This is a genomic window from Streptomyces sp. NPDC034037 (assembly GCF_055575715.1).
Genome location: NZ_JBVISC010000002.1, coordinates 1001034 through 1024228, shown reverse-complemented (window position 1 = coordinate 1024228; position 23195 = coordinate 1001034). Strand labels below are relative to the sequence as shown.

The following is a 23195-nucleotide window of genomic DNA, read 5'->3' as shown; positions in this document are numbered from 1 at the left end:
TTGCCCTACGGTTTGCCGCTCCGACCCGAGGGGATGGTGGAAGCTTGTGAAGATCCTCATCAGCGCCGACATGGAGGGCGCGACCGGGGTGACCTGGCCGGCCGACGTGCTGCCGGGCACCGCGCAGTGGGAGCGGTGCAGGAAGATGTTCACCTCGGACGTGAACGCCGCCGTGCTCGGATTCCTCGACGGCGGCGCCGACGAGGTCCTCGTCAACGAAGCGCACTGGACCATGCGCAATCTGCTCCTCGAAGAGCTGGACGAGCGGGCCCAGATCCTCACCGGACGCCACAAGTCGCTCTCCATGGTCGAGGGCGTGCAGCACGGTGACGTGGACGGCATCGCGTTCCTCGGCTACCACACGGGCGCCGGCATGGAGGGCGTCCTCGCGCACACCTACCTCGCCAACCAGATCACCGGCGTATGGGTCAACGGCGTACGCGCCGGCGAGGGGCTGCTGAACGCGCACGTCGTCGCCGAGTACGGCGTCCCCGTCGTGCTCGTCACCGGCGACGACCTGACCTGCGAGGACGCCCTCGGCTACGCGCCCGGCGCGCTGAAGGTCGCCGTCAAGGACCACGTCTCGCGCTACGCCGCCGTCTGCCGCACCCCGGCCCGCACCGCCGCCGACATCCGCGCCGCGGCGAAGGGGGCGGCCCCGCTCGCCGTGCGGCACGCACCGGTCGTGGCGGGCCCGTTCACCGTCGAGGTCGAGTTCGACGCCGAGCACCTGGCGATGGCCGTGACCGTCGTGCCGGGAGTGCGCCGTACGGGGGAGCGCAAGGCCGCCTACGACAGCGGGACGATGTACGAGGGGATCCGTACCTTCAAGGCGGTTACGACGATCGCCTCCGCCGCCGTGGAGGAACAATATGGCTAGCCAGCACCAGGAGCAGGGCCAGGAGCCGCACCCCGGGCACCAGGTGGACGCGCGGGCGCTCGACGAGGTCGTCACCTTCACCTCCGAGCTGATCCGCATCGACACCACCAACCGCGGCGCCGGCGACTGCCGCGAGCGGCCCGCCGCCGAGTACGCCGCCGAGCGCCTCGCCGACGCGGGCCTGACCCCGACGCTCCTGGAGCGCACCCCGGGCCGCACGAACGTCGTCGCCCGCGTCGAGGGCACGGACCCGGGCGCCGACGCGCTGCTCGTCCACGGCCACCTCGACGTCGTCCCCGCCGAGGCCGCCGACTGGAGCGTGGACCCGTTCTCCGGGGAGATCGGCGACGGCGTCGTCTGGGGCCGGGGCGCCATCGACATGAAGAACATGGACGCGATGATCCTCGCGGTCGTACGCCACTGGGCGCGCGCCGGGGTGCGGCCGAGGCGGGACGTCGTCGTCGCCTTCACCGCCGACGAGGAGGCCAGCGCGGCCGACGGCTCCGGGTTCCTCGCCGACCGGCACGCCGCGCTCTTCGAGGGCTGCACGGAGGGCGTCAGCGAGTCGGGTGCCTTCACCTTCCACGACGGGCGGGGCAACCAGCTCTATCCGATCGCGGCCGGGGAGCGCGGCACGGGCTGGCTCAAGCTCACCGCGCGCGGCACGGCGGGCCACGGCTCCAAGGTCAACCGCGCCAACGCCGTGAGCAGGCTGGCCGCCGCCATCACCCGTATCGGGGAGCACCGGTGGCCGGTGCGGATCACCCCGACCGTGCGCGCCGGCATGGTCGAACTCGCCGCGCTCTACGGCCTGGAGCCCGACCCCGAGGCGCCCGGCTTCGACGTCGACGCCTTCCTGGAGAAGCTCGGCCCGACCGCCGCGCTCGTCGAACCGACGGTCCGCAACAGCGCCAACCCGACGATGCTGCGGTCGGGCTACAAGGTCAACGTGATTCCCGGGGAGGCCGTGGCCTATGTGGACGGCCGTTTTCTGCCCGGCGGCGAGGAAGAGTTCCGCCACACGCTTGACCTGCTGACGGGCCCTGACGTCGACTGGGAGTTCCACCACCGCGAGGTGGCGCTCCAGGCGCCGGTCGACTCGCCGACGTACGCGCGGATGCGGGCGGCCGTCGAGGAGTTCGCGCCGGAGGGGCACGTCGTGCCGTACTGCATGTCGGGCGGTACGGACGCCAAGCAGTTCTCGCGGCTCGGCATCACCGGCTACGGCTTCTCGCCGCTGAGGACACCGGAGGGCTTCGACTATCAGGCGCTCTTCCACGGAGTCGACGAGCGCGTCCCGGTGGACGCGCTGCACTTCGGCGTCCGCGTCCTCGACCGCTTTCTGCGCACGGCCTAGGAAAAACGGCCCGGAACACACGGGAACACCACCGGAACACCATGGGGGAAGTACAAGACATGATGCAGAACCGGGCCTACGGGTCATGGCCGTCACCGATCGACGCCGAGCTGGCCGCCGCCCACGACGGCGCCCCGGGGTACGTCGGCTTCGTCGGCGCCGAGGCGTGGTGGACCGAGCCCAGGCCCACCGAGGGCGGCCGCCGCGCGCTGATGCGCCGGCTCCCCGACAGCACGGAGGTCTCGGTGCTGTCCCCGCCGTGGAACGTGCGCAGCCGCGTCGTCGAGTACGGCGGCCGCCCCTGGGCCGGCGCCGACCGCCCCGAGGGGCCGCTGCTCGTCTTCGCGAACTTCGCCGACCAGCGCCTGTACGCCTACGAACCCGACGCCCCGCACGCCGCGCCCCGGGCGCTGACCCCGCTGTCCGCCGTGGGCGGCGGGCTGCGCTGGGCCGACCCCGTGCTGCGCCCGGACCGGGGCGAAGTGTGGTGCGTCCTGGAGGAGTTCACCGGCGAGGCGGCCACCGACGTGCGCCGGGTCGTCGTCGCGGTGCCGCTCGACGGATCGGCGGCCGAGGACCGCGGCGCGGTGCGCGAACTGTCCGACGGAGCCCACCGCTTCGTCACCGGCCCGCGCCTCTCGCCCGACGGCACCCGGGCCGCCTGGATCGCCTGGGACCACCCCCGCATGCCGTGGGACGGCACCGACCTGGTGCTCGCCCGGGTGCGGGACGACGGCACGTTCGAGGCACCCCGGGTCCTCGCCGGGGGCTCCGAGGAGTCCGTCGCCCAGGTCGCCTGGGCCCCGGACGGGCGGCTGCTGTTCTCCAGTGACCGCACCGGCTGGTGGAACCTGTACCGGGCCGCCCCGGACACCGGAAGCGAGGTCCAGGCCCTGTGCCCGCGCGAGGAGGAGTTCGCGGGCCCCCTGTGGCAGACCGGCCTGAACTGGTTCACGCCCCTGGACAGCGGACTGATCGCCGTCGTCCACGGCAAGGGCGCCACCGCCCTCGGCATACTCGACCCCGAGACCGGCGAGATCGTCGACGCGGCCGGACCCTGGACGGAGTGGGCCCCGACCGTCGCCGCGCACGGCACCCGCGTGCTCGGCGTCGCCGCCAGCCCGCGCAGCGCGTACGAGGTCGTGGAGCTGGACACCCGCACCGGCCACGCCCGGGTCGTCGGCGCCGCCCACAGCGACCCGGTGGACCCCGCGTACTACCCCGAACCCCGGATCCGCACCTTCACCGGCCCGGCCGGCCGGCCCGTCCACGCGCACGTCTACCCGCCGCACCACCCCGGCCACGTCGCCCCCGACGACGAGCTGCCGCCCTACGTGGTGTGGGCGCACGGCGGCCCCACCGACCGCTCGCCGCTCGTCCTCGACCTGGCCATCGCCTACTTCACCTCGCGCGGCATCGGCGTCGCCGAGGTCGACTACGGCGGCTCCACCGGGTACGGGCGCGCCTACCGCGAGCGGCTGCGCGGGCAGTGGGGCATCGTCGACGTCGAGGACTGCGCGGCCGTCGCGCTCGCCCTGGCCGACGAGGGCACCGCCGACCGCTCCCGGCTCGCCGTCCGCGGCGGCAGCGCGGGCGGCTGGACCGCGGCCGTCTCCCTGGCCGCCACCGACGTCTACGCCTGCGGGACGATCAGCTACCCGGTGCTCGACCTCATGGCGTTCGCCTCGGGGGAGACCCACGACCTCGAATCGCGCTACCTGGAGTCCCTCGTCGGACCGCTCGACGAGGAGCCCGCGCGGTACACGGAGCGTTCCCCGCTGGAGCACACCGACCGCGTCACCGCGCCCTTCCTGCTCCTCCAGGGGCGGGACGACGTGATCTGCCCGCCCGCGCAGTCCGAACGCTTCCTCGCGAAGATGGCGGGGCGCGGCATCCCCCATGCCTACCTCGCCTTCGAGGGCGAGGGGCACGGATTCCGCCGCGCCGACACGATGGTCCGCGCCCTGGAGGCGGAACTCTCCCTCTACGCCCAGGTGTTCGGACTCGACCTCGCCGACCCGGTGCCGACCCTGGAGCTCGGCAAGTGAGGGCGCTCATACGGCCCGCGCGCCTGGTGCCCGGCGCGCGCGTGGCCGTCGTCACGCCGAGCGGGCCCGTCCCGGAGCACCGGATCGAGGCGGGCCTGGACATCCTGCGCGGCTGGGACCTGGACCCCTTCGTCCTGCCCCATGTCCTGGACCGACACCGGGACTTCGGCTACCTGGCGGGAGCCGACGCCGACCGCGCCCGGGACCTGGAGCGGGCGTGGTGCGATCCGGGTGTGGCCGCCGTCTTCTGCGCGCGCGGCGGATACGGCGCCCAGCGCATGGTGGACCTCGTGGACTGGGCCGCGCTGCGGGCGGCCGGGCCCAAGGTGTTCCTCGGCTACAGCGACGCCACCGCGCTGCACGAGGCGTTCGCCACGAGGCTCGGCATCGCCACGCTGTACGGCCCGATGACCGCCGCCGCCGACTTCCTGAAGAGCGCGGACGCCCAGGAACATCTGCGCACGACCCTGTTCACCCCGGAGGCGGCCCGGGTGATCACCGCCAAGGCGGGCGCGAAGGCCCTCGTGGGCGGCCGGGCCCGAGGCGTCACGTTCGGCGGCTGCGTCTCCCTGCTCGCCGCGGAGCTCGGCACCCCCGGCGCGCGGGCGGCGGCGCGCGGTGGCCTGCTGTTCCTGGAGGACGTCGGCGAGGAGACGTACCGTCTGGACCGGATCCTCACCCAGCTCCTGCGGGCGGGCCGGCTGGCGGGCGTCACCGGGATCGCGCTCGGCTCCTGGCAGGAGTGCGGGCCCCGCGACGAGTTGCACCGGCTCTTCGCCGACCGGCTCGGCGGTCTTGGTGTGCCGGTGGTCGAGGAGTTCGGGTTCGGCCACTGCGAAGGGGCGCTGACCGTACCGTTCGGCGTGGCCGGCGAACTGGACGCGGACGCGCGGACGTTGACCTTGGACACGCCGGCGCTGTCTTGAGGCGCCCGGGTGGACACCCCTGCCCCTACTGGCCAGTAACCGTCAGGTGCCGCCCGCCCGGACCCCCATCCCCCCGTCACCCGCACGGCCCACCGCCCCACCCCGGGGCCCCGCCCACCGCGCGCGAACTGCGGGTGGCCGCCCATGCTGGTACCGGGGGAGGGCGGACGTACCTCTGACGGAAGGGTGCACATCATGAGCCCCAAGACCTCCACGGGCGGCTCCCGGGGCGGCGGCTCGGGCGGCGGGCCGATGACGCCGGCCAGGATCGCCGTCGCCGCGGTCGCCGTCCTCGCCCTGGTCTTCGTCTTCGAGAACACCCGCAGCACCAAGATCCGACTGCTGATCCCCGAAGTGACCATGCCCCTGTGGATGGCCCTGCTCGGCACGGGGCTGATCGGTGCGCTGTGCGGGGCCTACCTCAGCGGGAGACGCAGGTGAGAAAGCCGCACTGCGGGTAGCGTGGCCCGATGCCCCGTACACCCACCTGGCTCGCCGAAGGCCCCCGCGTCGGCATCCGCCCCTTCGCCGACGCGGACCGCGCCGAATTCACCGCCCGCACCCGCGAGAGCCGGGACCTGCACCGGCCCTGGCTGTTCCCGCCCGCCACGGACGACGCCTACCGCGCGTATACGGCGGCGCTCCACAAGAGCCCGGACCGGGCCGGCTTCCTCGTGTGCGAGCGCGACAGCGGGGCCATCGCCGGGTTCATCAACGTCAACAACATCGTCCGGGGCGCCTTCCGCAGCGCCGCCCTCGGCTACGGCGCCTTCGCGCACGCCCACGGGCGGGGCCTCATGAGCGAGGGGCTCGCCCTCGTCATGACCTACGCCTTCGGGGAGTTGGGCCTGCACCGCCTGGAGGCCAACATCCAGCCGGGCAACGCTCCCTCGATCGCGCTCGTCCGCCGCGCCGGCTTCCGCCTGGAGGGCTTCTCGCCGGACTTCCTGCACGTCGACGGGGCCTGGCGCGACCACGAACGCTGGGCCATCACGGACGACATGCCCCGGCCGGCCGACGGGATCAGCGGCGCGACGGCTTCCGGTTGATCTTCATCGTGTCCATGTCCGTCACCGTCGAACGCAGCGCCTTGTATCCGTGCCCCAGCTCTCCGAGCAGGTTCTCCGCCTGCTCCTCGGCGAGCGCCCCCGCCATCTCCTCGCCGTCCTCGGCGTCGCAGAGCACCTCGTAGCGCAGGGAGAAGTGCTTCAGCGCGCGGTCGTAGGTGAGGGTGCCCTCGGGCGTGAACTTCATCTGCGCCAGGCCGTGTTCCGCCACCTCGGCCAGGAGCGTGTCGCGCGACGCCTCCGTCAGCCGGTCCCACGTGCCCCGGACGATGACCCGGTAGGTGTGCTGCGTGCCCATGTCGTTCGCGCCCCTTCTCGTGCCGGGTGCCTGGCCGACGGCCGGCCAAACCCGTTGAACAACGCAGGGTACGTCGCCGAGGATGGCCCGCATGCGCAATATCGTGCTCGTCGACGCCCCCTCCAACCTGGGCCTCCGCCCGCCCGCCCCGGGCACGGTCCCCGGCTGCCACAAGCTCGCCGGAGCCATGCGGGAGCGCGGCGTCCTGCGCCGCCTCGGCGCCGTCGAGGGCGGCGTCGTCGTGCCACCGCGCTACGACCTCGGGGACTGGCGGGAGGGCGACGGCGTCTTCAACGCGGAGGCCATCGCCGCGTACACCGCGAAACTCGCCGACCGCGTCGAACAGCACGTGCGCGCCGGTGACTTCCTCGTCGTCCTCGGCGGGGACTGCTCGATCCAGCTCGGGGCCGCGCTCGCCCTGCGCCGCCTCGGACGGTACGGGATCGTGTCCGTCGACGGCTCGGCCGACTTCCGCCACCCCGGCAACTCCGACCGGATCGGCGCCGCGGGCGGTGAGGAGCTGGCCCTGGCCACCGGACGCGGCCAGCGCGACCTCACCGACATCGAGGGGCTCGGGCCCTATGTGCGCGACGAGGACGTACGCATCTTCGGGATGCGCGACGAGGACGAGGACCGCGCCGAGTTCACCGCCCTGGGCATCTCCCACGCCACCGTCGGGGAGATCAGGGAGCGGGGCGCCGACGACCTCGCCCGCGCCGCCGTACGCACCCTGGAGGCTCCCGAACTGGAAGGCTACTGGGTGCACTTGGACGCCGACGTCCTCGACCCGACCGTGATGCCCGCCGTCGACAGCCCGGACCCCGGCGGCCTGCACCCCGAGGAACTCCTCGCGCTGCTGCGCCCCCTGCTGGAGTCCTCGCGCTGCGTGGGCCTCAACCTCACCATCTACGACCCCGACCTCGACCCCGAGGGCACGGCCGGCGATCTGCTCGCCGACCTGCTCGTGGCGGCGCTCGAGAGCCCCGCACCGCCCTTCGCGCAAACCTGACCCGAAGAACCCCTGGTCGGCGCCGCCCCGACCGTGTTCCATGGCGTGCGTGAAGACCACCGTGCGCCGTGCCGCCCTGGCCCTGCCGGTCGCCCCGACCGGTCCCGAGAACCCCCTGCCCCCGCTGTGCCTCCTGCGCGAGGCACGCACCTTGGAGGAGCGCGCCAAAGAGGGGCTGCCCCGCGACATGGCGCGGCAGATCGGCCACGAGCCGCTGCGGGACATCCTGCCCGTGCGGGTCCTCGACGGGTACGGGCGCGAGCGGACCGACACGCGGCTCGACACGCTCGTCATCGAGAACGACCGGCTGCGCGCCACCGTCCTGCCCGGGTACGGCGGCCGGGTCCACTCCCTCTTCCACAAGCCCACCGGCTGCGAACTCCTCTACCGCAACCCCGTCGTGCAGCCCGCCGGCTTCGCGCTCAACGGCGCGTGGACCTCCGGCGGCATCGAGTGGAACATCGGCGCCACCGGACACGGCACCCTGTCCTGCGCGCCCGTGCACGCCGCCCGCGTGACCGCGCCCGACGGCGGCGAGATGCTGCGCCTGTGGGAGTGGGAACGGCTGCGGGACCTGCCCTTCCAGGTGGACCTGTGGCTGCCCGAGGACTCCGACTTCCTGCACGTCGGGGTGCGGGTGCGCAATCCCCACGACAGGCCCGCGCCCGTCTTCTGGTGGTCGAACATCGCGGTGCCCGAGGACCGCCGGGTGCTCGTCCCCGCCGACGCGGCGTGGCGCTCGTCCTGCCCGGGCGAGCTGCGGCGGGTGCCGGTGCCGCAGAGCGACGGCGCCGACCGCACCTACCCGTTGCGCAGTGAGTACTCCGCCGACTACTTCTACGACGTACCGGACGGGGCCCGGCGGTGGATCGCCGCACTCGACGAGGACGGGCACGGGCTCGTCCAGACCTCCACCGACCTCCTGCGCGGACGCAAGCTCTTCGTCTGGGGCACCGGCGCCGGCGGCCGGCGCTGGCAGGAATGGCTCACCGAGCCCGGCACCGGCGGCTACGCGGAGATCCAGGCGGGCCTGGCCCGTACGCAGCTGGAGCACGTACGGCTGGACGCCGAGTCCGAGCTGAGCTGGCTGGAGGCGTACGGACCCCTGTCCGCGCCGGCCGACCTCGTGCACGGCGACTGGGCGGGCGCGCGGGGCGAGGCCGAGGCGCGGCTCGCCGCCGCCCTGCCGAGGGAGGCCGTCGACGCCGCCCACGAGGCCTGGCTGACCCGCGCCGACGCCGAGCCCGGGGAGGTGCTCGCGGTGGGCTCCGGCTGGGGCGCGCTCGAAGTGCTGCGCGCCGGGTACAAGCTGCCGGGCACGCCCTTCGAGGAGTCGACGCTCGGCCCCCGGCAGGCACCGTGGCTTGAGCTGCTGCGCAGCGGCGCCGTGCCCGAGCCGCGCGAGGCCGCGCCGCCCGGCCCGACCCTCGTCGCGCGGCACTGGCGGGACATGCTGGAGACCGCGCCCGCCCACCCGCACGCCGAGTACCACCTGGGAGTGGCCCAGTGGCACGCCGACGACCGGGCACAGGCCGTCCGCAGCTGGGAGCGCGGCCTGGAACGGGCCTCGTCGCGTTGGCCGTTGCTGCGCTGCCTCGCCGTGGCGGACCGCACCGAAGGAAACCTGGAGCGGGCCGCGGACCGGTACGAGGAGGCCTTCGACGACCTGTGCCGGGAGCGGCGCGACGACGGCGCCACCTGGACGGCGGCGACGGCGGCGCTCGGCCGGGAGGCGATGTCCGTCCTGCTCGCCGCGGGCCGCCCGGCAGCGGCCCGCGCGGTGTGGGACCGCCTCCACGAAGCCACCCGCGCCGAAGGCCGCTTCCGCCTCCTGGAGGCCCAACTCCTCGGTGCGGAGGGCGACAGGGCGGGGGTGCGGGCCCTCTTCGACGCGGGTCTGGAACCGGCGGACCTGCGGGAGGGGGCCGAGATCCTCGGCGAGTTGTGGACGGCGGCCACGGGCGGTGAGCCGGTTCCGGCGCGCTACGACTTCCGGACGCGGCCGCCGAAGGAGCCGACGGCCTCTTCGGGGTGAAGCGGTGAAGCAGGGGAGCGCCGTCGCGGGTCAGGGCGTGGCGGCGCGGCGGTCCACGTACTCGAAGACGGCGCCGTCCGGGTGCATCGCGATGAGGTTGCGGCCCACGGGCGTGGGGACGGGCCCCGCGATGACGCGGGCACCGGACGCGCCCAGGACCGCGTACGCCTCGTCCACGTCCCGCACCGCGATGGTCGCCGAGACCTTGCGCAGGATCTCCAGCTCCTCCTCCGGGCCGCTCATCAGCAGGAAGCAGCCGACGGCCGCCACGGACACGCCGCCGCGCTCGAAGCGCATCGCCGTGGCGCCCGTCAGCCGTTCGTAGAACGCGACGGAGGACTCCAGGTCCTCGACGCAGACGCGCAGCGTGGTTCCCAGGATCTCCATGTTCGCAACGCCCCCACCTCTGTGACCGGCCAACGGCCCCGCAACGATTTCATGCTTGCCCGCCCCCTCGCCACCGTCTCCGGCGAGTGCGCCCCCGCGACGGCCGGGGGGCGGACACAGTGGAGGGCGGCACCGTCCGGTACCGCCCTCCCACCGTCACCCGTCGTCAGGACTGGGGACGGCGGCCGTGGTTCGCGCCGTTCTTGCGGCGGGCCTTCTTCTTGCGACGTCGCTTCGAGGACATGGGTACCTCCGTGGTTCTGGTGGTGCTTCCCGGGCTGTGGACCCAGGCGATCACACGGCCCCTACCCAGGACATGATCCCATCACGGTGTGTCGTGCGTCACATGGATAACGGTTGTCGCGCGCGCCGGTGCGCGCAGGCCCGCCGTTACGCTCCGTGGCCCACGGGTACCCGACGCCCATGACCGGCCCCCGGCCGGCTGACCTCGGCGCCGGTCCGACCCCACCGGGCGGCCGTGCCGGGCGATCGCGCGCACGCCGCAGCAGACTGGCTCCTGGGCGCCGCACTGCCGGGCCAGGCCGTACCGCTCGCTCCCGCAAGGACCTCCGCGACCAGGAGGCCCCGCACCACAAGGAGACCCCATGACCAGCAGCGAACCGACCGGCAACGCACCGACCGGTAACGCAACCGCCAGCGGGGACGTCGCCGCCCTCGCCCAACAACTGCGCGTCGACTCCATCCGTGCCGCGGCGGCCGCCGGCTCCGGGCACCCCACCTCCTCGATGTCCGCCGCCGACCTGATGGCGGTCCTCCTGAGCGGCCATCTGCGCTACGACTTCGACCGCCCCGACCACCCCGGCAACGACCGCTTCATCCTCTCCAAGGGCCACGCCTCCCCCCTGCTCTACGCCGCGTACAAGGCGGCGGGCGCGCTCACCGACGAGGAGCTGCTGACCTTCCGCAAGGAGGGCAGCCGCCTCCAGGGGCATCCGACGCCCCGCGCCCTGCCGTGGGTGGAGGTCGCCACCGGCTCGCTGGGGCAGGGCCTGCCCGTCGGCGTCGGCATGGCCCTGTCGGGCAAGCGGCTCGAACGCATCCCCTACCGCGTCTGGGTGCTCTGCGGCGACAGCGAGCTGGCCGAGGGCTCCATCTGGGAGGCGGCCGAGCACGCAGGGTTCGAGCACCTCGACAACCTCACGGCGATCGTCGACGTCAACCGCCTCGGCCAGCGCGGCCCGACCCGCCACGGGTGGGACCTGAAGGCGTACGCCGACCGCTTCCGGGCCTTCGACTGGCACGTGGTCGAGACCGACGGGCACGACATCGACGCCGTCGACCGCGCCTTCCAGGAGGCGGCCTCCACCGCCGGGCAGCCCACCGTCATCCTCGCCCGCACCCTCAAGGGCAAGGGCGTCTCCTCCATCGAGGACCGCGAGGGCCTGCACGGCAAGCCGCTGCCGGACGCCGACGAGGCGATCGAGGAGCTGGGCGGCGTACGCGACACGCACGTGGAGGTCCGCAAGCCGGCCGCGGCACGCGCCCCGCACGCCGAGCGCACCGGCCACCTGGACCTGCCCCGCCACGAGGTGGGCGACACCGTCGCCACCCGTGACGCCTACGGCCAGGCACTCGCCGCGCTCGGCGGCGCGCGCGGCGACGTGGTCGCCGTCGACGGCGAGGTCGGCGACTCCACCAGGACGGAGTACTTCGCCAAGGAGCACCCCGAGCGCTACTTCGAGTGCTACATCGCCGAACAGGAACTCGTCGCCACCGCGGTCGGCATGGCCGCACGCGGCTGGGTGCCGTACGCCTCGACGTTCGCGGCGTTCCTCACCCGCGCCTACGACTTCGTACGGATGGCGGCCATCAGCGGCGCCGGCATCAACCTCGTCGGTTCGCACGCGGGCGTCGCGATCGGCGAGGACGGCCCCTCCCAGATGGGCCTGGAGGACCTGGCGCTGTTCCGCGCGGTGCACGGCTCCACGGTCCTCTACCCGTGCGACGCCCACCAGACCGGTCGGCTCATCGCCCAGATGGCCGACCTGGAGGGGGTGCGCTACCTGCGTACGTCACGCGGGGACACGCCCGTCATCTACGGCCCCGGCGAGGAGTTCCCCATCGGCGGTTCCAAGGTCCTGCGCTCCTCCGATGCCGACCGGCTGACCCTCGTCGCCGCCGGGGTGACCGTCCACGAGGCGCTGTCCGCCGCCGAGTTGCTGGAGGACGCGGGCATCCCGGTGCGCGTCATCGACCTGTACTCCGTCAAGCCCGTCGACCGGCGCACCCTGCGCGAGGCGGCCCAGCAGACCGGCTGCCTGGTCACCGTCGAGGACCACCGCGCGGAGGGCGGCCTCGGCGACGCGGTCCTCGACGCGTTCACCGACGGCGGCCCGGTGCCGCGCCTGGTCCGCCTCGCGGTCCGCACGATGCCCGGCTCGGCCTCGCCCGAGGAGCAGCTGCGCGCGGCGGGCATCGACGCCCAGTCGATCGCGGCGGCGGCACGGATGCTGGTGGAGGAGGCGGTGGTGCGGTGACGCCGGGCGGGGTGGCAGTGCCCCGGTGACGGTGGGTGGTGCGGTGACCCGCGGGACGCCGCTTCACCGCCCCGCCCTGAACCACGCGTTCGCGGAGCGGCGGAACATCAGGGCCACCGCCATGACCACGGCCGCGAGGTGCAGTACGCGGCTGCCGCCCAAGAGCACGTCCACGACGTCCACGTTCCGCAGGGTCTCGCCGATGCCCTGCCCGTCGGTCGGCCATGCATCCGGCTCGGATATCAGGGCGAGCGTGCCGAGAACGGCGGCCGCCCCCACCAGGGCCGCCCGCGCCCAGCCGCCTCCCCGGCGCATCCGTACCGCCACCAGGACGGCGGCCGCGTACCCGGCCACGCGCAGCGCCGGACCGCCGGTGAGAACGCCGGCGGAGGCGTCCCCCTCGGCCACGGCGCGGATCACCGCGAGCACCGTCTCGAAGACGCCCGCGGCGACCGCCGTCAGCCAGAGCGCGAAGGAAGCGCGCACGGTGGCGGGGGCCGGCGGCTCGTCCGTCCCGGAAAGCACGCGCGGCAGCAGCGGCCGCGGCTCCGGGGAGCGCGGCCGGGGGCGGGGACGGTTCCGGGGAGGAAGCGCTCGGTGCGCGCCCGGGCTGTGCGTCATGGCATGCCTCACTGACGGGGAGATCGCTGATCGGTGACATCGATCCTCCCGGTCGGGACGCCGAAGGACACGCCCGCCGCCCCCCGGATCCAGGTGGGGCCAGCCACCCTCCCGACCAGGGTGGACACCACCCCCCGCCGGGGGATGCGGACCGGTGAGGTTTGGCCAAGGGACGCCGGGACACACGTATCGGGAGGTGAACATGGCCAATACGTCACGAAAGACAACAAACTCCAAGACAACCGACTCCGCACAGGACGAGACGGACGAGGAGAACACGAAGGACGAGAAGGACGCGGAGGCCGAGCAGAGCACGCGGGACGAACTGCCGGGCCCCATGGCGGCACTACGGGCCGCTCAGACCCAGCTCGCCGAACTCACCGGCATGACGGCCGAATCGGTGTCGTCCTTCGAACGCACCGAAGAGGGCTGGCTGTTGGAGATCGAGGTGCTCGAACTGGCCCGTGTTCCCGACACGATGAGCCTGCTCGCGAGCTACGAGGTGCGGCTCGACCCGCAGGGGGAGCTGACCGGCTACCGCCGGGTCCGCCGCTACGAGCGCGGACGCTCGGACCCGCACAGCAGGTAACACAGGCACCACCGACAGCAGGGCACACCAGCACACCGAGCGCACACAGCACACCAGTACACCAACCAAGGAGGCTCAGTCGGTATGACCGTGGTCCCGGCACAACAGTCCGGCGGCGGGGGCGGCTCCAGCGGCCTGTACGACGTCGTGGAACTCATCCTCGACCGAGGACTCGTCATCGACGCCTTCGTCCGCGTCTCACTGGTCGGCATCGAGATCCTGAAGGTCGATGTCCGTGTCGTCGTCGCGAGCGTCGACACCTATCTGCGGTTCGCCGAGGCGTGCAACCGCCTCGACCTGGAATCCGGGCCGAAGAAGGACCCGGGCCTGCCCGACCTGGTCGGCGAGATCACCGAGTCCGGCGCCAAGGGCAAGTCCAAGGGCGCGCTCTCCGGAGCCGCCGAGACGATATCGGACGCCTTCAAGCAGTCCCGTGAGGAAGGCCAGCGCCAGAGCGAGGAACGTCCCCGCGCCCGGCGCTCCACCACCTCCCGCCGAAAGGAGGAGAAGGAGTGACCACCTACGTCTACGGCATCACCCACAGCTCCCACCCCGCCCTGCCCGACGGCATGGAGGGCATCGGGAAGCCGGCGTGCCCCGTGCGCATCCTGAAGCAGGGTGAACTCGCCGCCATCGTGAGCGACGCCCCCGAAGATCTGAAGCCCAAGCGGCGCGACCTGCTCGCGCACCAGAACGTGCTGTCGGAGGCCGGCGCCGCGGGCTCCGTGCTCCCGATGCGCTTCGGCAGCCTCGCCCCGGACGACGACACCGTCGTGTCCGTGCTCGGCGAGCGCGCCGACCACTACGCGGAGCGGCTGCGCACCCTCGACGGCAAGGTCGAGTACAACGTGAAGGCCTCGCACAACGAACAGGCCGTACTGCACCAGGTCCTCGCGGAGAACCCGGAGCTGCGCGCCATGGTGGAGGCCAGCCAGCGCCAGGGCGGCGGCAGCCACGAGCAGAAGCTGAAGCTCGGTGAGGCGGTCACGTCCGCCGTGCGCGCCCGGGAGGCGAGCGACGGCGTCGAGGTGCGGCGCGCCCTGGAACCGGCGGCCGAAGCGGTCGCCGAGGGCCCCGAGGGCACCGGCTGGCTCGCCAACATCTCCTTCCTGGTGAGCCGCAAGTCGTCCGAGGGCCTGCTCACCGCGGTGGAGGAGCTGCGCACGGCCCAGCCGCACCTGGAGCTGAAGGTGCACGGCCCGCTGCCCCCGTACAGCTTCGTCGACCCGGGATCCGCTCAGCCCGCGGAGTGACGGACGTGACGGAAGTGACGGAATGGGACTGATCGGTGAACTGCTGATGCTGCCTCTCGCCCCGGCCCGCGGCTCCATGTGGGTGCTGCGGCAAGTGGTCGACGAGGCGGAGCGGCAGTACTACGACCCCTCGTCCATCCGTCGGGAACTCGCCCGCCTCGAGGAGCGCTTGGAGGCGGGCGAGATCGACGAGGACGAGTTCGAGCAGGCCGAGGACCAACTCCTCGACCGGCTGCAGCACAGCACAGGACAGGACTTCAGACAATGAACCGACTGGCAATGGGCCTCGCCGTGGGCGCCGGGTACGTCCTCGGCCGCACGAAGAAGGCGAAGTTCGCCTTCGCCGTGGGCACGATGGTCGCCGGCAAGCGGCTGAACCTGAGCCCGAAGGCGCTGGGGTCACTGGTGACTCAGCAGCTGGACAACAACCCGCAGTTCAAGGAGATCGGCGATCAGCTGCGCCAGGACCTGCGGGGCGTGGGGAAGGCGGCCACGGGCTCGCTCCTGAACCGGCAGCTCGAAGGTCTCGCCGACCGTCTGCACGACCGCACCCTCGGCGTCCAGGACCGGATAGCCGGTGTGGTGCCCGACGACGTCAAGGGCACCGACCGGGACGAGGACGACGAGGATTCCGACGCCGAGGACGGCGCCGAGCGGGACGAGGGTGACCGGGACGAGGACGAGGCGCCGCGGCGGCGCAGGACGACGGCGGCCAAGCGGCCCGCCGCGCGGAAGTCCGGGTCGCGGGCCGGCTCGAAGACGGACGAGGAGTCCGCCCCGAAGTCGGCGGCGAAGAAGACCGCGGCGACCGCGAAGAAGGCCCCCGCGAAGAGCACCGCCCGCAAGACCGCTCAGAACAAGAGCGCCCAGAACAAGAGCGCCCAGAGCAAGAGCACTCAGAGCAAGACCGCCCAGAAGAAGACGACGTCCGCGGCCCGCAGGACCGCCTCGGGCGGCAGGGCGAAGGGAGGCGACCGTGGCTGAGTCACCGCTGAGCAACATCACGCGCAGCCCCGCCGCCGACCGCCTGAAGGACGAGGCGCAGGCCTACCTCATGGCCCAGGTCGAGCGCGTGCTCGTCGGCGTGGGCCACCGCCTCGGCGACGCCACCGTCAAGCTGAACGACATCGCGGACGGCAAGAGCCCCGGCTTCGGCAAGCTCGCGGCGCAGGCCGGCAAGAAGCTCGCCGAGGGCAAGGGCCCGGTGCGCGGCGCGCTCGAACTGGGCGGCAGCCACCTCAAGGACAAGGTGACCGACACCTTGAAGGGGCTCGGCGGCAAGCGCAAGAAGGGCGGCGGGGGCCAGAAGCCCACGGTCATCCTGGAGTTCGTCGACGTCGGCGTCCCGGTCCGTGAGGCGTACGACCAGTGGACGCAGTACCAGGAGTTCTCCACCTTCACCAAGGGCGTCAAGAGCGCCACGGCGGCGAACGACACGGAGACCGACTGGAAGCTCAAGGTCTTCTGGTCCAGTCGCAGTTGGAAGGCGCACACCACCGAGCAGGTGCCGGACCAGCGGATCACCTGGACGTCGGAGGGTGCCAAGGGGTCCACCAAGGGCGTGGTGACCTTCCACGCGCTCGCGGAGAACCTCACCCGGGTGCTGCTGGTCATCGAGTACTACCCGAAGGGTCTCTTCGAGAAGACCGGCAACATCTGGCGCGCCCAGGGCCGCAGGGCACGCCTCGACCTCAAGAACTTCGCCCGGCACATCTCGATGCGCGGCGAGGCGAGCGACGGCTGGCGCGGCGAGATCCGCGACGGCGAGGTCGTGCGCACCCATGAGGACGCCGTGGCCGAGGAGGAGGCCGACACCGACGAGGTCGAGGGCTCCGAGGACCAGGGGCCCGAGGACGAGTACGAGCCGCGGTCCGAGGCCGAGTACGACGAGGACGACGACGACCGCGAGGACGAGCCCGAGGCGGAGTACGAGGACGAGCCCGAGGCCGACTACGAGGACGGCGAGGACGACGAGGACGGCGAGCCCCGGGACGACGAGCCCGAGGACGAACACCACGACCCCGACGAAGAGGACGAGGAGTTCGACGAGGAGCACGACGGCGAGCCCGAGGCCGAGTACGACGACGAACTCGACGACGACGACGCCGAGTCCGACGACGACGCCGAGTCCGACGCCGACGCGTCCGACGAGGACGAGGTCGAGGACGCCGAGATCGTGGACGAGGACGAGGACGACGACCTCGAAGACGATGGGGACGATGAGGACGTCGACGACGAGCGGCGCGAGTCCGCCGACGCCGGACGGAGCCGTCGATGACCGCCACCCCTGGAGGCGGACTGCCCGGCCCCTACGGCAGCAGCGGCGGAGGGGCCAACCTCGCCGACATCCTCGAACGGGTCCTGGACAAGGGCATCGTCATCGCGGGTGACATCAAGATCAACCTGCTCGACATCGAACTGCTCACCATCAAGCTGCGCCTCATCGTCGCCTCGGTCGACAAGGCCAAGGAGATGGGCATCGACTGGTGGGAGCAGGACCCGGCGCTCTCCTCCGGGGCCCGCCACAAGGAACTGGCACAGGAGAACGCCGAGTTGCGGCGCCGGCTGGAGGAGCTGGAGGCCCAGGGCACCCTGGAGCCCGCCGAGGAGGAGTCACGTGAGCCTCGCAAGTGAGGAACTGCGCTACGTCTACGCGGTCTGCCGTCCGCTGGACGCGCCGCTCGCCGCCGACCTGACCGGGGTCGGCGGCGTGCCGCCCCGGCAGCTCGCCCACGAGGGCCTCGTCGCCCTCGTGGGGCCGGTGCCGGAGCGGGACTTCGCCGAGGAGCCGCTGCGCAGGCACCTGGAGGACCTGGACTGGCTCTCCGAGACGGCCCGCGCCCACCAGCGGGTGATCGCCGCGCTCACCAGCGTCACCTGCCCGCTGCCGCTGCGGCTCGGGACCGTCTTCCGGGACGACAGCGGCGTACGCGCCATGCTGACGGAGGGCGCGGACCGCTTTCGGCGGGTGCTGGAGCGGATCGACGGCCGTGTGGAGTGGGGCGTCAAGGTTCACCTGGAGAGCGCGGAGCCCGCGCAGGAGGGTGCGACGCAGACGCCGGCGCCCGACAAGCCGCGCTCCGGGCGCGACTACCTGCGCCAGCGGCGCAACCGGCAGACGGCCCAGGAGGAGGGCTGGCAGCGGGCCGAGGCCTTCGCCCGGAACCTGCACGAGAAGCTCTCCCGGCGGGCCGACGACGCCCGGCTGCACGCCCCGCAGAACTCCTCCCTCTCCCAGGCGCCCGGGCGGAACATCCTCAACGCCGCCTACCTGGTGCCGCGCGCGCACTCCGAGGAGTTCGTGGAGCTGGTGGACGGCACCAAGGACGACCAGGGAGACTCCTCGGACCTGCGCGTCGAGCTGACGGGCCCCTGGGCGGCCTACTCCTTCACCGCCGACGAGCCGGGCGCAGACGACCCGGGGACCGACGAGCCGGGCACCGGGAAGTCGGCCGGCGCGGGAACGCAGCGCCCGCGATGACGGTCGTCGAGCGCCGGGAAATAGCCCTGGTCGACCTGCTCGACCGCCTTCTCGCGGGCGGGGTCGTCATCAAGGGGGACATCACGCTGCGGATCGCGGATGTCGACCTCGTACGCATCGACCTGAACGCCCTGATCAGCTCGGTGAACGAGCAAGTGCCCTCACCGTGGCCGGAATTGGAGTGACCCATGGAAACCGGTGACCTCGCGGACCCGGGCGGGGCCGAGCGCAAGCGGATGGACCTGGACCCGGACACGGTGGAACGGGACCTCGTCAAGCTGGTCCTCACCGTTATCGAGCTGCTGCGCCAGCTCATGGAGCGCCAGGCCGTACGCCGCTTCGACACCGGCGACCTGAGCGAGGACCAGGAGGAGCGGATCGGGCTGACCCTGATGCTCCTGGAGGACCGGATGGCCGAGCTGCGCGACCGCTACGGGCTGCGGCCCGAGGACCTGAACCTGGACCTCGGACCGCTGGGCCCGCTGCTGCCCCGGGACTGACGCGCCGACGCGCGTGGCGGCGCTACTTGCGGCAGAGGATCTCGCCGTGCAGCACTACGAACCAGCCGTCCTTGCGGCCGCCCCACGCCCGCCAGGCCGCCGCGATGTCGGCGAGCTGCTCCGCGTCGGCGTGGCCTGTCGTCACCGCACGCTCGGCGTAGGAGGAGGCGACCGTGCGGTCCGCCCAGAGCCCGCTCCACCAGGCGCGCTCCTCCTCCGAGGAGTAGCACCAGGTGCCGGCGCTCGCGGCGATGTCCGTGAAACCGGCCTCCAGCGCCCAGGACTTGAGGCGGCGGCCCGCGTCGGGCTCGCCGCCGTTGGCGCGGGCCACCCGCAGATAGAGGTCCAGCCAGTCGTCCAGCACGGGTGAGCCGGGATACCAGGTCATCGCCGAGTAGTCCGCGTCGCGGACCGCGATGACACCGCCGGGCCTGCACACCCGCCGCATCTCGCTCAGCGCCCGCACCGGATCGCCCACGTGCTGGAGCACCTGATGGGCGTGCACGACACAGAAGGTGTCGTCGGGGTAGTCCAGGGCGTGTACGTCGGCGACGGCGAAGTCGACGTTGTCCAGGCCCCGTTCGGCGGCGGTCGCGCGAGCCGTGGCGAGGATGCCCGGCGCGTGATCGACCCCCGTGACGTGGCCGTCCGGGACCAGCTCGGCCAGATCGGCGGTGATGGTGCCCGGCCCGCAACCGATGTCGAGGACCTTCATGTGCGGCTCCAGCGAACCCAGGAGGTACGCGGCCGAGTTGGCGGCGGTGCGCCAGGTGTGGGAACGCAGCACGGACTCGTGGTGCCCGTGGGTGTAGACGGCGGTCTCCTTCGGCATGGCGGAACTCCTCCTGGTTCGTCGCGGATGGTGCCGCGGTACGCCGAACCGTACGCCGCCATGCCGAATGATGAGACCCGCGTATCACTATGTGGTCAACCGGCGGGCCGTCCGCCGGTCAGTCGGTGGCGGGGAGCGGGCGGTAGACGGTCAGCGCCTCCGGCAGCTTGTCGAGCGTCAACGTCCCCCGTACTTCGGTGAATTCACCGTCGTACGCCGCCACGGTGCCCGGGGCGATGTCGTCCACCCGCAGCTCGCGCACCCGCACCGCAGCGTGCGCGGGGGAGCGGAGCGCGGGCCCGGTGAGGGCGGCGGCGAGCAGCCGCGCGCCGTGCGTCCGGCCGCCGTGCACGAGCCGCACGTCCAGCAGCCCGTCCGCCAGGTCGAGCCGCCGGCCGGGGCCGAGCCCGAACCTGTGGTGGGTGCCGTTGCCGGCGACGAGCAGCCACAGCGGACGCCGGCGGCCCCGGACCTCGGCGGTCATCGGCTCCGGCGCCGAACCCAGCGTCCGCAGGGCGGCGAGGACGGCCGTGGGCCGCTCGCCCAGGCGGTGGGCCCAGCGGTCGCGGCGGCGGACCAGCTCCGGGTGGACGCCGACGCCGAAGGTGTTGAGGAAGATCCCCTCGGTCCGCGTCCCCGCGGCGGCCGGGTCCACCGCGCTGAAGCGGCCCACGTCGACCGAGACCGCGCCGCCCGCCTCCACGGCACGGCACAGGTCGCGCGGCTCCTCCACGCCGATGTCGTACGCGAAGTGCCCCGGCGCGGCGCCGGGCAGTACCGCGAGCGGCAGGCCGTGCCGCAGGGCCACGCCGGCGGCGGCGTTCACGGAGCCGTCACCGCCGCACACCCCGATCGCCCGCGCGCGGCCCGCCGCCTTCTCCAGCTCCGCGGCCAGGTCGGCGCGTGCGCAGACGACGACCTCGGCGCCCGGCAGCGCCTCCCGCAGCGCCCTCGTGCGCTCGTCGACCCGGGCCCCGGCCTCCGCGACCAGCACCAGGCCCGCACCGCCCGGCAGGGCGGGGGCGTCGGCGCGCGGCCTGCCCGGGGCCGGCAGCTGGGTGCGGGTCGGGGCGAGGCCGCGCACCGCGAAGGCGGCGCCCACGCCGAGGGCGGCGCCCGCGAGGACGTCGCCGGGGAAGTGCACGCCGGTGTAGACGCGGGACAGCGCGACCGCCCCCGCGACGGGCGCGACCCCGGCGCCCCACGCCCGCGACTCCAGCGCCACCCCGGTGGCGAAGGCGGCCGCCGAGGCGGAGTGGCCCGAGGGGAAGGACGTGGTGATGGGCTGGCGCTTCAGCTGCCGCATCAGCGGCACCGAGTCGAGCAGCGGCCGGGCCCGGCGCACCGAGCGCTTGCCGAGCGTGTTGATGGTCGCCGAGGCCAACGCGAGCGAGGCGACCCCGCGCACGGCGGCGCGCCGGGCCCTTGGCGTACCGGTCGCCGCGATCGCCCCGGCCGCGGCGAACCACAGCAGCCCGTGGTTGGCGCTGCGGCTCAGCGGGGGCAGGAAGCGGTCGCCCCCCGGCCAGTGCCGGGAGGCGACCGCCTCGAAGACACGGCTGTCGAGGGCCAGCAGCCGGGCCCGCAGGCCGTCAGGGGGTGTGGGGGAGGCATCTGTGCTCATACGCTGCGGGTACCCGCCGAGGTCGCCGCCACCGCCGCCGGCGAAACCGGTTTGCCGTGACGGCGTCCCGGCACGGACAATCCCGACCATGGGACATCTGGAAGCCGCGCACCTGGAGTACTACTTGCCGGACGGGCGGGCGCTGCTCGGTGATGTCTCCTTCCGGGTCGGCGAGGGTTCCGTCGTCGCCCTGGTCGGCGCGAACGGCGCGGGCAAGACCACCCTGCTGCGGCTGATCTCCGGCGAGCTCCAGCCGCACGGCGGCAGCGTCACCGTCAGCGGCGGCCTCGGCGTGATGCCGCAGTTCATCGGCTCCGTACGCGACGAGAGCACCGTGCGTGACCTGCTCGTCTCCGTCTCCCACCCGAGGATCCGGGCGGCCGCGAAGGCCGTGGACGCCGCCGAGCACGCCATCATGACGGTCGACGACGAGGCCGCCCAGATGAGCTACGCCCAGGCGCTGTCCGACTGGGCGGAGGCGCGGGGCTACGAGGCCGAGACCCTGTGGGACATGTGCACCACCGCCGCCCTCGGCGTCCCCTACGACAAGGCCCAGTTCCGCGAGGTCCGCACCCTCTCGGGCGGTGAGCAGAAGCGCCTGGTCCTCGAAGCCCTGCTGCGCGGCTTTGACGAGGTGCTGCTCCTCGACGAGCCGGACAACTACCTCGACGTGCCCGGCAAGCGCTGGCTGGAGGAGCGGCTCAGGGAGACCCGCAAGACCGTCCTGTTCGTCTCCCACGACCGGGAGCTGCTCGCCCGCGCCGCGCAGAAGATCGTCAGCGTCGAGCAGAGCCCCGGCGGCGCCGACGCCTGGGTGCACGGCGGCGGTTTCGGGACGTTCCACGAGGCCCGCAAGGAGCGCTTCGCCCGCTTCGAGGAGCTGCGCCGCCGCTGGGACGAGAAGCACGAGCAGCTGAAGAAGCTGGTGCGCACCCTGCGCCAGGCCGCCGACGTCAGCCATGAGATGGCCTCCCGCTACCACGCGGCGCAGACCCGGCTGCGCAAGTTCGAGGAGGCGGGCCCGCCGCCGGAGCCGCCCCGCGATCAGGACATCACCATGCGCCTGCACGGCGGCCGCACCGGCGTACGCGCCGTGACCTGCCAGGACCTGGAACTGACCGGCCTGATGAAACCCTTCGACCTGGAGGTCTTCTACGGCGAGCGCGTCGCCGTCCTCGGCTCGAACGGCTCGGGCAAGTCGCACTTCCTGCGCCTGCTCGCCGGCGACACCGAGAACCCGGTCGCCCACACCGGCACCTGGAAGCTGGGCGCGCGCGTCGTGCCCGGCCACTTCGCGCAGACCCACGCCCACCCGGAGCTGGCGGGCCGCACCCTGCTGGACATCCTGTGGCGCGAGCACGCGCAGGACCGCGGCGCCGCCATGTCCCGGCTGCGGCGCTACGAACTGACCGGCCAGGCCGAGCAGAAGTTCGAGCGCCTCTCCGGCGGGCAGCAGGCCCGCTTCCAGATCCTGCTCCTGGAGCTGGCGGGCTGCACGGCTCTGCTCCTCGACGAGCCCACCGACAACCTCGACCTGGAATCGGCCGAGGCCCTCCAGGAAGGCCTCGAAGCCTTCCAGGGCACGGTCCTCGCCGTCACCCACGACCGCTGGTTCGCCCGCTCCTTCGACCGCTTCCTGGTCTTCGGCAGCGACGGCCGGGTGCGCGAGACCCCGGAGCCGGTCTGGGACGAGCGCCGCGTGGAGCGCGCGCGCTAGCCACCGGGGCCGCGGTCGCGCGCCCGGAGCGGAGCCGGTGCATCCTGGGGTAGTACGCGCCGAGCGGGTACCC

General features: G+C 73.2%; 26 protein-coding genes. 20 read left to right on the top strand and 6 right to left on the bottom strand.

Going from position 1 to position 23195, the window contains the following annotated elements:
• Positions 1-46 precede the first annotated feature (46 nt).
• The 6 genes from ACZ516_RS10110 (at position 47) to ACZ516_RS10085 (ending at position 6260) form a co-directional block, all read left to right on the top strand.
• Positions 47-880: a M55 family metallopeptidase gene (locus ACZ516_RS10110; RefSeq protein WP_469009505.1), complete on the top strand. Its 834-nt coding sequence runs from the start codon at positions 47-49 to the stop codon at positions 878-880.
• Positions 873-2237, top strand: a complete 1365-nt coding sequence (locus tag ACZ516_RS10105) for a M20/M25/M40 family metallo-hydrolase (RefSeq protein ID WP_469009503.1) — start codon at positions 873-875, stop codon at positions 2235-2237. Before ACZ516_RS10110 ends, ACZ516_RS10105 begins: the two co-directional genes overlap by 8 nt.
• Before the next feature lie 62 nt (positions 2238-2299).
• Positions 2300-4285 carry a dipeptidyl-peptidase 5 gene (locus ACZ516_RS10100; protein WP_469009639.1) on the top strand — a complete coding sequence of 662 codons (1986 nt, stop codon included), beginning with the start codon at positions 2300-2302 and terminating at the stop codon, positions 4283-4285.
• On the top strand, positions 4282-5211 hold the full coding sequence (locus ACZ516_RS10095; RefSeq protein WP_469009501.1) for a S66 peptidase family protein: 930 nt from the start codon (positions 4282-4284) through the stop codon (positions 5209-5211). The genes ACZ516_RS10100 and ACZ516_RS10095 overlap by 4 nt, the downstream gene beginning before the upstream one ends.
• Before the next feature lie 195 nt (positions 5212-5406).
• Complete coding sequence (locus tag ACZ516_RS10090) at positions 5407-5652, top strand: LapA family protein (RefSeq protein WP_358586214.1); 246 nt, start codon at positions 5407-5409, stop codon at positions 5650-5652.
• A 29-nt stretch (positions 5653-5681) separates the two neighbouring features.
• Entirely contained in the window at positions 5682-6260 is a 579-nt protein-coding gene (locus ACZ516_RS10085; protein ID WP_469009499.1) for a GNAT family N-acetyltransferase, read from the top strand.
• On the opposite strand, the gene ACZ516_RS10080 is transcribed toward ACZ516_RS10085, so the two are convergent.
• Positions 6235-6576, bottom strand: a complete 342-nt coding sequence (locus ACZ516_RS10080; protein WP_358586218.1) for a DUF6204 family protein — start codon at positions 6574-6576, stop codon at positions 6235-6237. The two genes, ACZ516_RS10085 and ACZ516_RS10080, sit on opposite strands and share 26 nt — an antisense overlap.
• A 91-nt stretch (positions 6577-6667) precedes the next feature.
• Here ACZ516_RS10080 and ACZ516_RS10075 point away from each other — a divergent pair, with 91 nt between their 5' ends.
• Entirely contained in the window at positions 6668-7585 is a 918-nt protein-coding gene (locus ACZ516_RS10075) for an arginase family protein (protein ID WP_361084054.1), read from the top strand.
• Positions 7586-7625: 40 nt separating this feature from the next.
• Positions 7626-9620, top strand: a complete 1995-nt coding sequence (locus ACZ516_RS10070; protein ID WP_469009495.1) for a DUF5107 domain-containing protein — start codon at positions 7626-7628, stop codon at positions 9618-9620.
• 30 nt (positions 9621-9650) lie between these two features.
• On the opposite strand, the gene ACZ516_RS10065 is transcribed toward ACZ516_RS10070, so the two are convergent.
• Together ACZ516_RS10065 and ACZ516_RS10060 are read right to left on the bottom strand one after the other, a co-directional pair.
• Positions 9651-10007: a VOC family protein gene (locus ACZ516_RS10065; protein WP_358586223.1), complete on the bottom strand. Its 357-nt coding sequence runs from the start codon at positions 10005-10007 to the stop codon at positions 9651-9653.
• 166 nt (positions 10008-10173) lie between these two features.
• Positions 10174-10251 carry a 50S ribosomal protein bL37 gene (locus tag ACZ516_RS10060; RefSeq protein ID WP_372486533.1) on the bottom strand — a complete coding sequence of 26 codons (78 nt, stop codon included), beginning with the start codon at positions 10249-10251 and terminating at the stop codon, positions 10174-10176.
• Between the two features lie 361 nt (positions 10252-10612).
• Between ACZ516_RS10060 and ACZ516_RS10055 the strand changes: the two genes are divergently transcribed.
• A complete protein-coding gene (locus ACZ516_RS10055; protein WP_361084063.1) occupies positions 10613-12505 on the top strand; it encodes a transketolase in 1893 nt (630 codons plus the stop codon).
• Between the two features lie 63 nt (positions 12506-12568).
• On the opposite strand, the gene ACZ516_RS10050 is transcribed toward ACZ516_RS10055, so the two are convergent.
• On the bottom strand, positions 12569-13030 hold the full coding sequence (locus ACZ516_RS10050) for a hypothetical protein (RefSeq protein ID WP_469009492.1): 462 nt from the start codon (positions 13028-13030) through the stop codon (positions 12569-12571).
• Between the two features lie 298 nt (positions 13031-13328).
• Between ACZ516_RS10050 and ACZ516_RS10045 the strand changes: the two genes are divergently transcribed.
• From ACZ516_RS10045 to ACZ516_RS10000, 10 genes are all read left to right on the top strand, one after another.
• The gene (locus ACZ516_RS10045) at positions 13329-13715 is read left to right on the top strand and encodes a gas vesicle protein GvpO (RefSeq protein ID WP_358700296.1); all 387 of its coding nucleotides are present in this window, start codon (positions 13329-13331) and stop codon (positions 13713-13715) included.
• Between the two features lie 84 nt (positions 13716-13799).
• Positions 13800-14231, top strand: coding sequence for a gas vesicle structural protein GvpA (locus ACZ516_RS10040; RefSeq protein WP_358586231.1), 432 nt, complete (start codon positions 13800-13802; stop codon positions 14229-14231).
• Positions 14228-14968, top strand: coding sequence for a GvpL/GvpF family gas vesicle protein (locus ACZ516_RS10035; RefSeq protein ID WP_358700295.1), 741 nt, complete (start codon positions 14228-14230; stop codon positions 14966-14968). Before ACZ516_RS10040 ends, ACZ516_RS10035 begins: the two co-directional genes overlap by 4 nt.
• A 22-nt stretch (positions 14969-14990) precedes the next feature.
• A complete protein-coding gene (locus ACZ516_RS10030) occupies positions 14991-15236 on the top strand; it encodes a gas vesicle protein GvpG (RefSeq protein ID WP_358586234.1) in 246 nt (81 codons plus the stop codon).
• Positions 15233-15952, top strand: a complete 720-nt coding sequence (locus tag ACZ516_RS10025; protein ID WP_469009489.1) for a DNA primase — start codon at positions 15233-15235, stop codon at positions 15950-15952. The genes ACZ516_RS10030 and ACZ516_RS10025 overlap by 4 nt, the downstream gene beginning before the upstream one ends.
• Positions 15945-17246, top strand: coding sequence for an SRPBCC family protein (locus ACZ516_RS10020; protein ID WP_469009488.1), 1302 nt, complete (start codon positions 15945-15947; stop codon positions 17244-17246). The genes ACZ516_RS10025 and ACZ516_RS10020 overlap by 8 nt, the downstream gene beginning before the upstream one ends.
• Complete coding sequence (locus ACZ516_RS10015) at positions 17243-17602, top strand: gas vesicle protein (RefSeq protein WP_358586240.1); 360 nt, start codon at positions 17243-17245, stop codon at positions 17600-17602. Before ACZ516_RS10020 ends, ACZ516_RS10015 begins: the two co-directional genes overlap by 4 nt.
• A complete protein-coding gene (locus ACZ516_RS10010) occupies positions 17586-18449 on the top strand; it encodes a GvpL/GvpF family gas vesicle protein (RefSeq protein WP_469009486.1) in 864 nt (287 codons plus the stop codon). The genes ACZ516_RS10015 and ACZ516_RS10010 overlap by 17 nt, the downstream gene beginning before the upstream one ends.
• Positions 18446-18634, top strand: coding sequence for a gas vesicle protein (locus tag ACZ516_RS10005; RefSeq protein WP_030789793.1), 189 nt, complete (start codon positions 18446-18448; stop codon positions 18632-18634). Before ACZ516_RS10010 ends, ACZ516_RS10005 begins: the two co-directional genes overlap by 4 nt.
• Before the next feature lie 3 nt (positions 18635-18637).
• On the top strand, positions 18638-18949 hold the full coding sequence (locus ACZ516_RS10000) for a gas vesicle protein K (RefSeq protein WP_358586243.1): 312 nt from the start codon (positions 18638-18640) through the stop codon (positions 18947-18949).
• Positions 18950-18971: 22 nt separating this feature from the next.
• Here the strand turns inward: ACZ516_RS10000 and ACZ516_RS09995 are convergent, their stop codons facing one another.
• Together ACZ516_RS09995 and ACZ516_RS09990 are read right to left on the bottom strand one after the other, a co-directional pair.
• A complete protein-coding gene (locus ACZ516_RS09995; RefSeq protein WP_469009484.1) occupies positions 18972-19781 on the bottom strand; it encodes a class I SAM-dependent methyltransferase in 810 nt (269 codons plus the stop codon).
• A gap of 118 nt (positions 19782-19899) precedes the next feature.
• Entirely contained in the window at positions 19900-21405 is a 1506-nt protein-coding gene (locus tag ACZ516_RS09990) for a phosphatase PAP2 family protein (RefSeq protein WP_469009482.1), read from the bottom strand.
• An 88-nt stretch (positions 21406-21493) separates the two neighbouring features.
• Here ACZ516_RS09990 and ACZ516_RS09985 point away from each other — a divergent pair, with 88 nt between their 5' ends.
• A complete protein-coding gene (locus ACZ516_RS09985; RefSeq protein ID WP_358700213.1) occupies positions 21494-23122 on the top strand; it encodes an ABC-F family ATP-binding cassette domain-containing protein in 1629 nt (542 codons plus the stop codon).
• Positions 23123-23195: the final 73 nt, after the last annotated feature.

What these genes read in the sequence shown, in the direction of transcription:
- ACZ516_RS10105 (WP_469009503.1), top strand. Translation starts at nt 873, where the DNA reads ATGGCTAGCCAGCACCAGGAGCAGGGCCAGGAGCCGCACCCCGGGCAC.
- ACZ516_RS10100 (WP_469009639.1), top strand. Translation starts at nt 2,300, where the DNA reads ATGCAGAACCGGGCCTACGGGTCATGGCCGTCACCGATCGACGCCGAG.
- ACZ516_RS10090 (WP_358586214.1), top strand. Translation starts at nt 5,407, where the DNA reads ATGAGCCCCAAGACCTCCACGGGCGGCTCCCGGGGCGGCGGCTCGGGC.
- ACZ516_RS10085 (WP_469009499.1), top strand. Translation starts at nt 5,682, where the DNA reads ATGCCCCGTACACCCACCTGGCTCGCCGAAGGCCCCCGCGTCGGCATC.
- ACZ516_RS10080 (WP_358586218.1), bottom strand. Translation starts at nt 6,576, where the DNA reads ATGGGCACGCAGCACACCTACCGGGTCATCGTCCGGGGCACGTGGGAC.
- ACZ516_RS10075 (WP_361084054.1), top strand. Translation starts at nt 6,668, where the DNA reads ATGCGCAATATCGTGCTCGTCGACGCCCCCTCCAACCTGGGCCTCCGC.
- ACZ516_RS10070 (WP_469009495.1), top strand. Translation starts at nt 7,626, where the DNA reads ATGGCGTGCGTGAAGACCACCGTGCGCCGTGCCGCCCTGGCCCTGCCG.
- ACZ516_RS10065 (WP_358586223.1), bottom strand. Translation starts at nt 10,007, where the DNA reads ATGGAGATCCTGGGAACCACGCTGCGCGTCTGCGTCGAGGACCTGGAG.
- ACZ516_RS10060 (WP_372486533.1), bottom strand. Translation starts at nt 10,251, where the DNA reads ATGTCCTCGAAGCGACGTCGCAAGAAGAAGGCCCGCCGCAAGAACGGC.
- ACZ516_RS10055 (WP_361084063.1), top strand. Translation starts at nt 10,613, where the DNA reads ATGACCAGCAGCGAACCGACCGGCAACGCACCGACCGGTAACGCAACC.
- ACZ516_RS10045 (WP_358700296.1), top strand. Translation starts at nt 13,329, where the DNA reads ATGGCCAATACGTCACGAAAGACAACAAACTCCAAGACAACCGACTCC.
- ACZ516_RS10040 (WP_358586231.1), top strand. Translation starts at nt 13,800, where the DNA reads ATGACCGTGGTCCCGGCACAACAGTCCGGCGGCGGGGGCGGCTCCAGC.
- ACZ516_RS10030 (WP_358586234.1), top strand. Translation starts at nt 14,991, where the DNA reads ATGGGACTGATCGGTGAACTGCTGATGCTGCCTCTCGCCCCGGCCCGC.
- ACZ516_RS10025 (WP_469009489.1), top strand. Translation starts at nt 15,233, where the DNA reads ATGAACCGACTGGCAATGGGCCTCGCCGTGGGCGCCGGGTACGTCCTC.
- ACZ516_RS10015 (WP_358586240.1), top strand. Translation starts at nt 17,243, where the DNA reads ATGACCGCCACCCCTGGAGGCGGACTGCCCGGCCCCTACGGCAGCAGC.
- ACZ516_RS10005 (WP_030789793.1), top strand. Translation starts at nt 18,446, where the DNA reads ATGACGGTCGTCGAGCGCCGGGAAATAGCCCTGGTCGACCTGCTCGAC.
- ACZ516_RS10000 (WP_358586243.1), top strand. Translation starts at nt 18,638, where the DNA reads ATGGAAACCGGTGACCTCGCGGACCCGGGCGGGGCCGAGCGCAAGCGG.
- ACZ516_RS09995 (WP_469009484.1), bottom strand. Translation starts at nt 19,781, where the DNA reads ATGCCGAAGGAGACCGCCGTCTACACCCACGGGCACCACGAGTCCGTG.
- ACZ516_RS09990 (WP_469009482.1), bottom strand. Translation starts at nt 21,405, where the DNA reads ATGAGCACAGATGCCTCCCCCACACCCCCTGACGGCCTGCGGGCCCGG.
- ACZ516_RS09985 (WP_358700213.1), top strand. Translation starts at nt 21,494, where the DNA reads ATGGGACATCTGGAAGCCGCGCACCTGGAGTACTACTTGCCGGACGGG.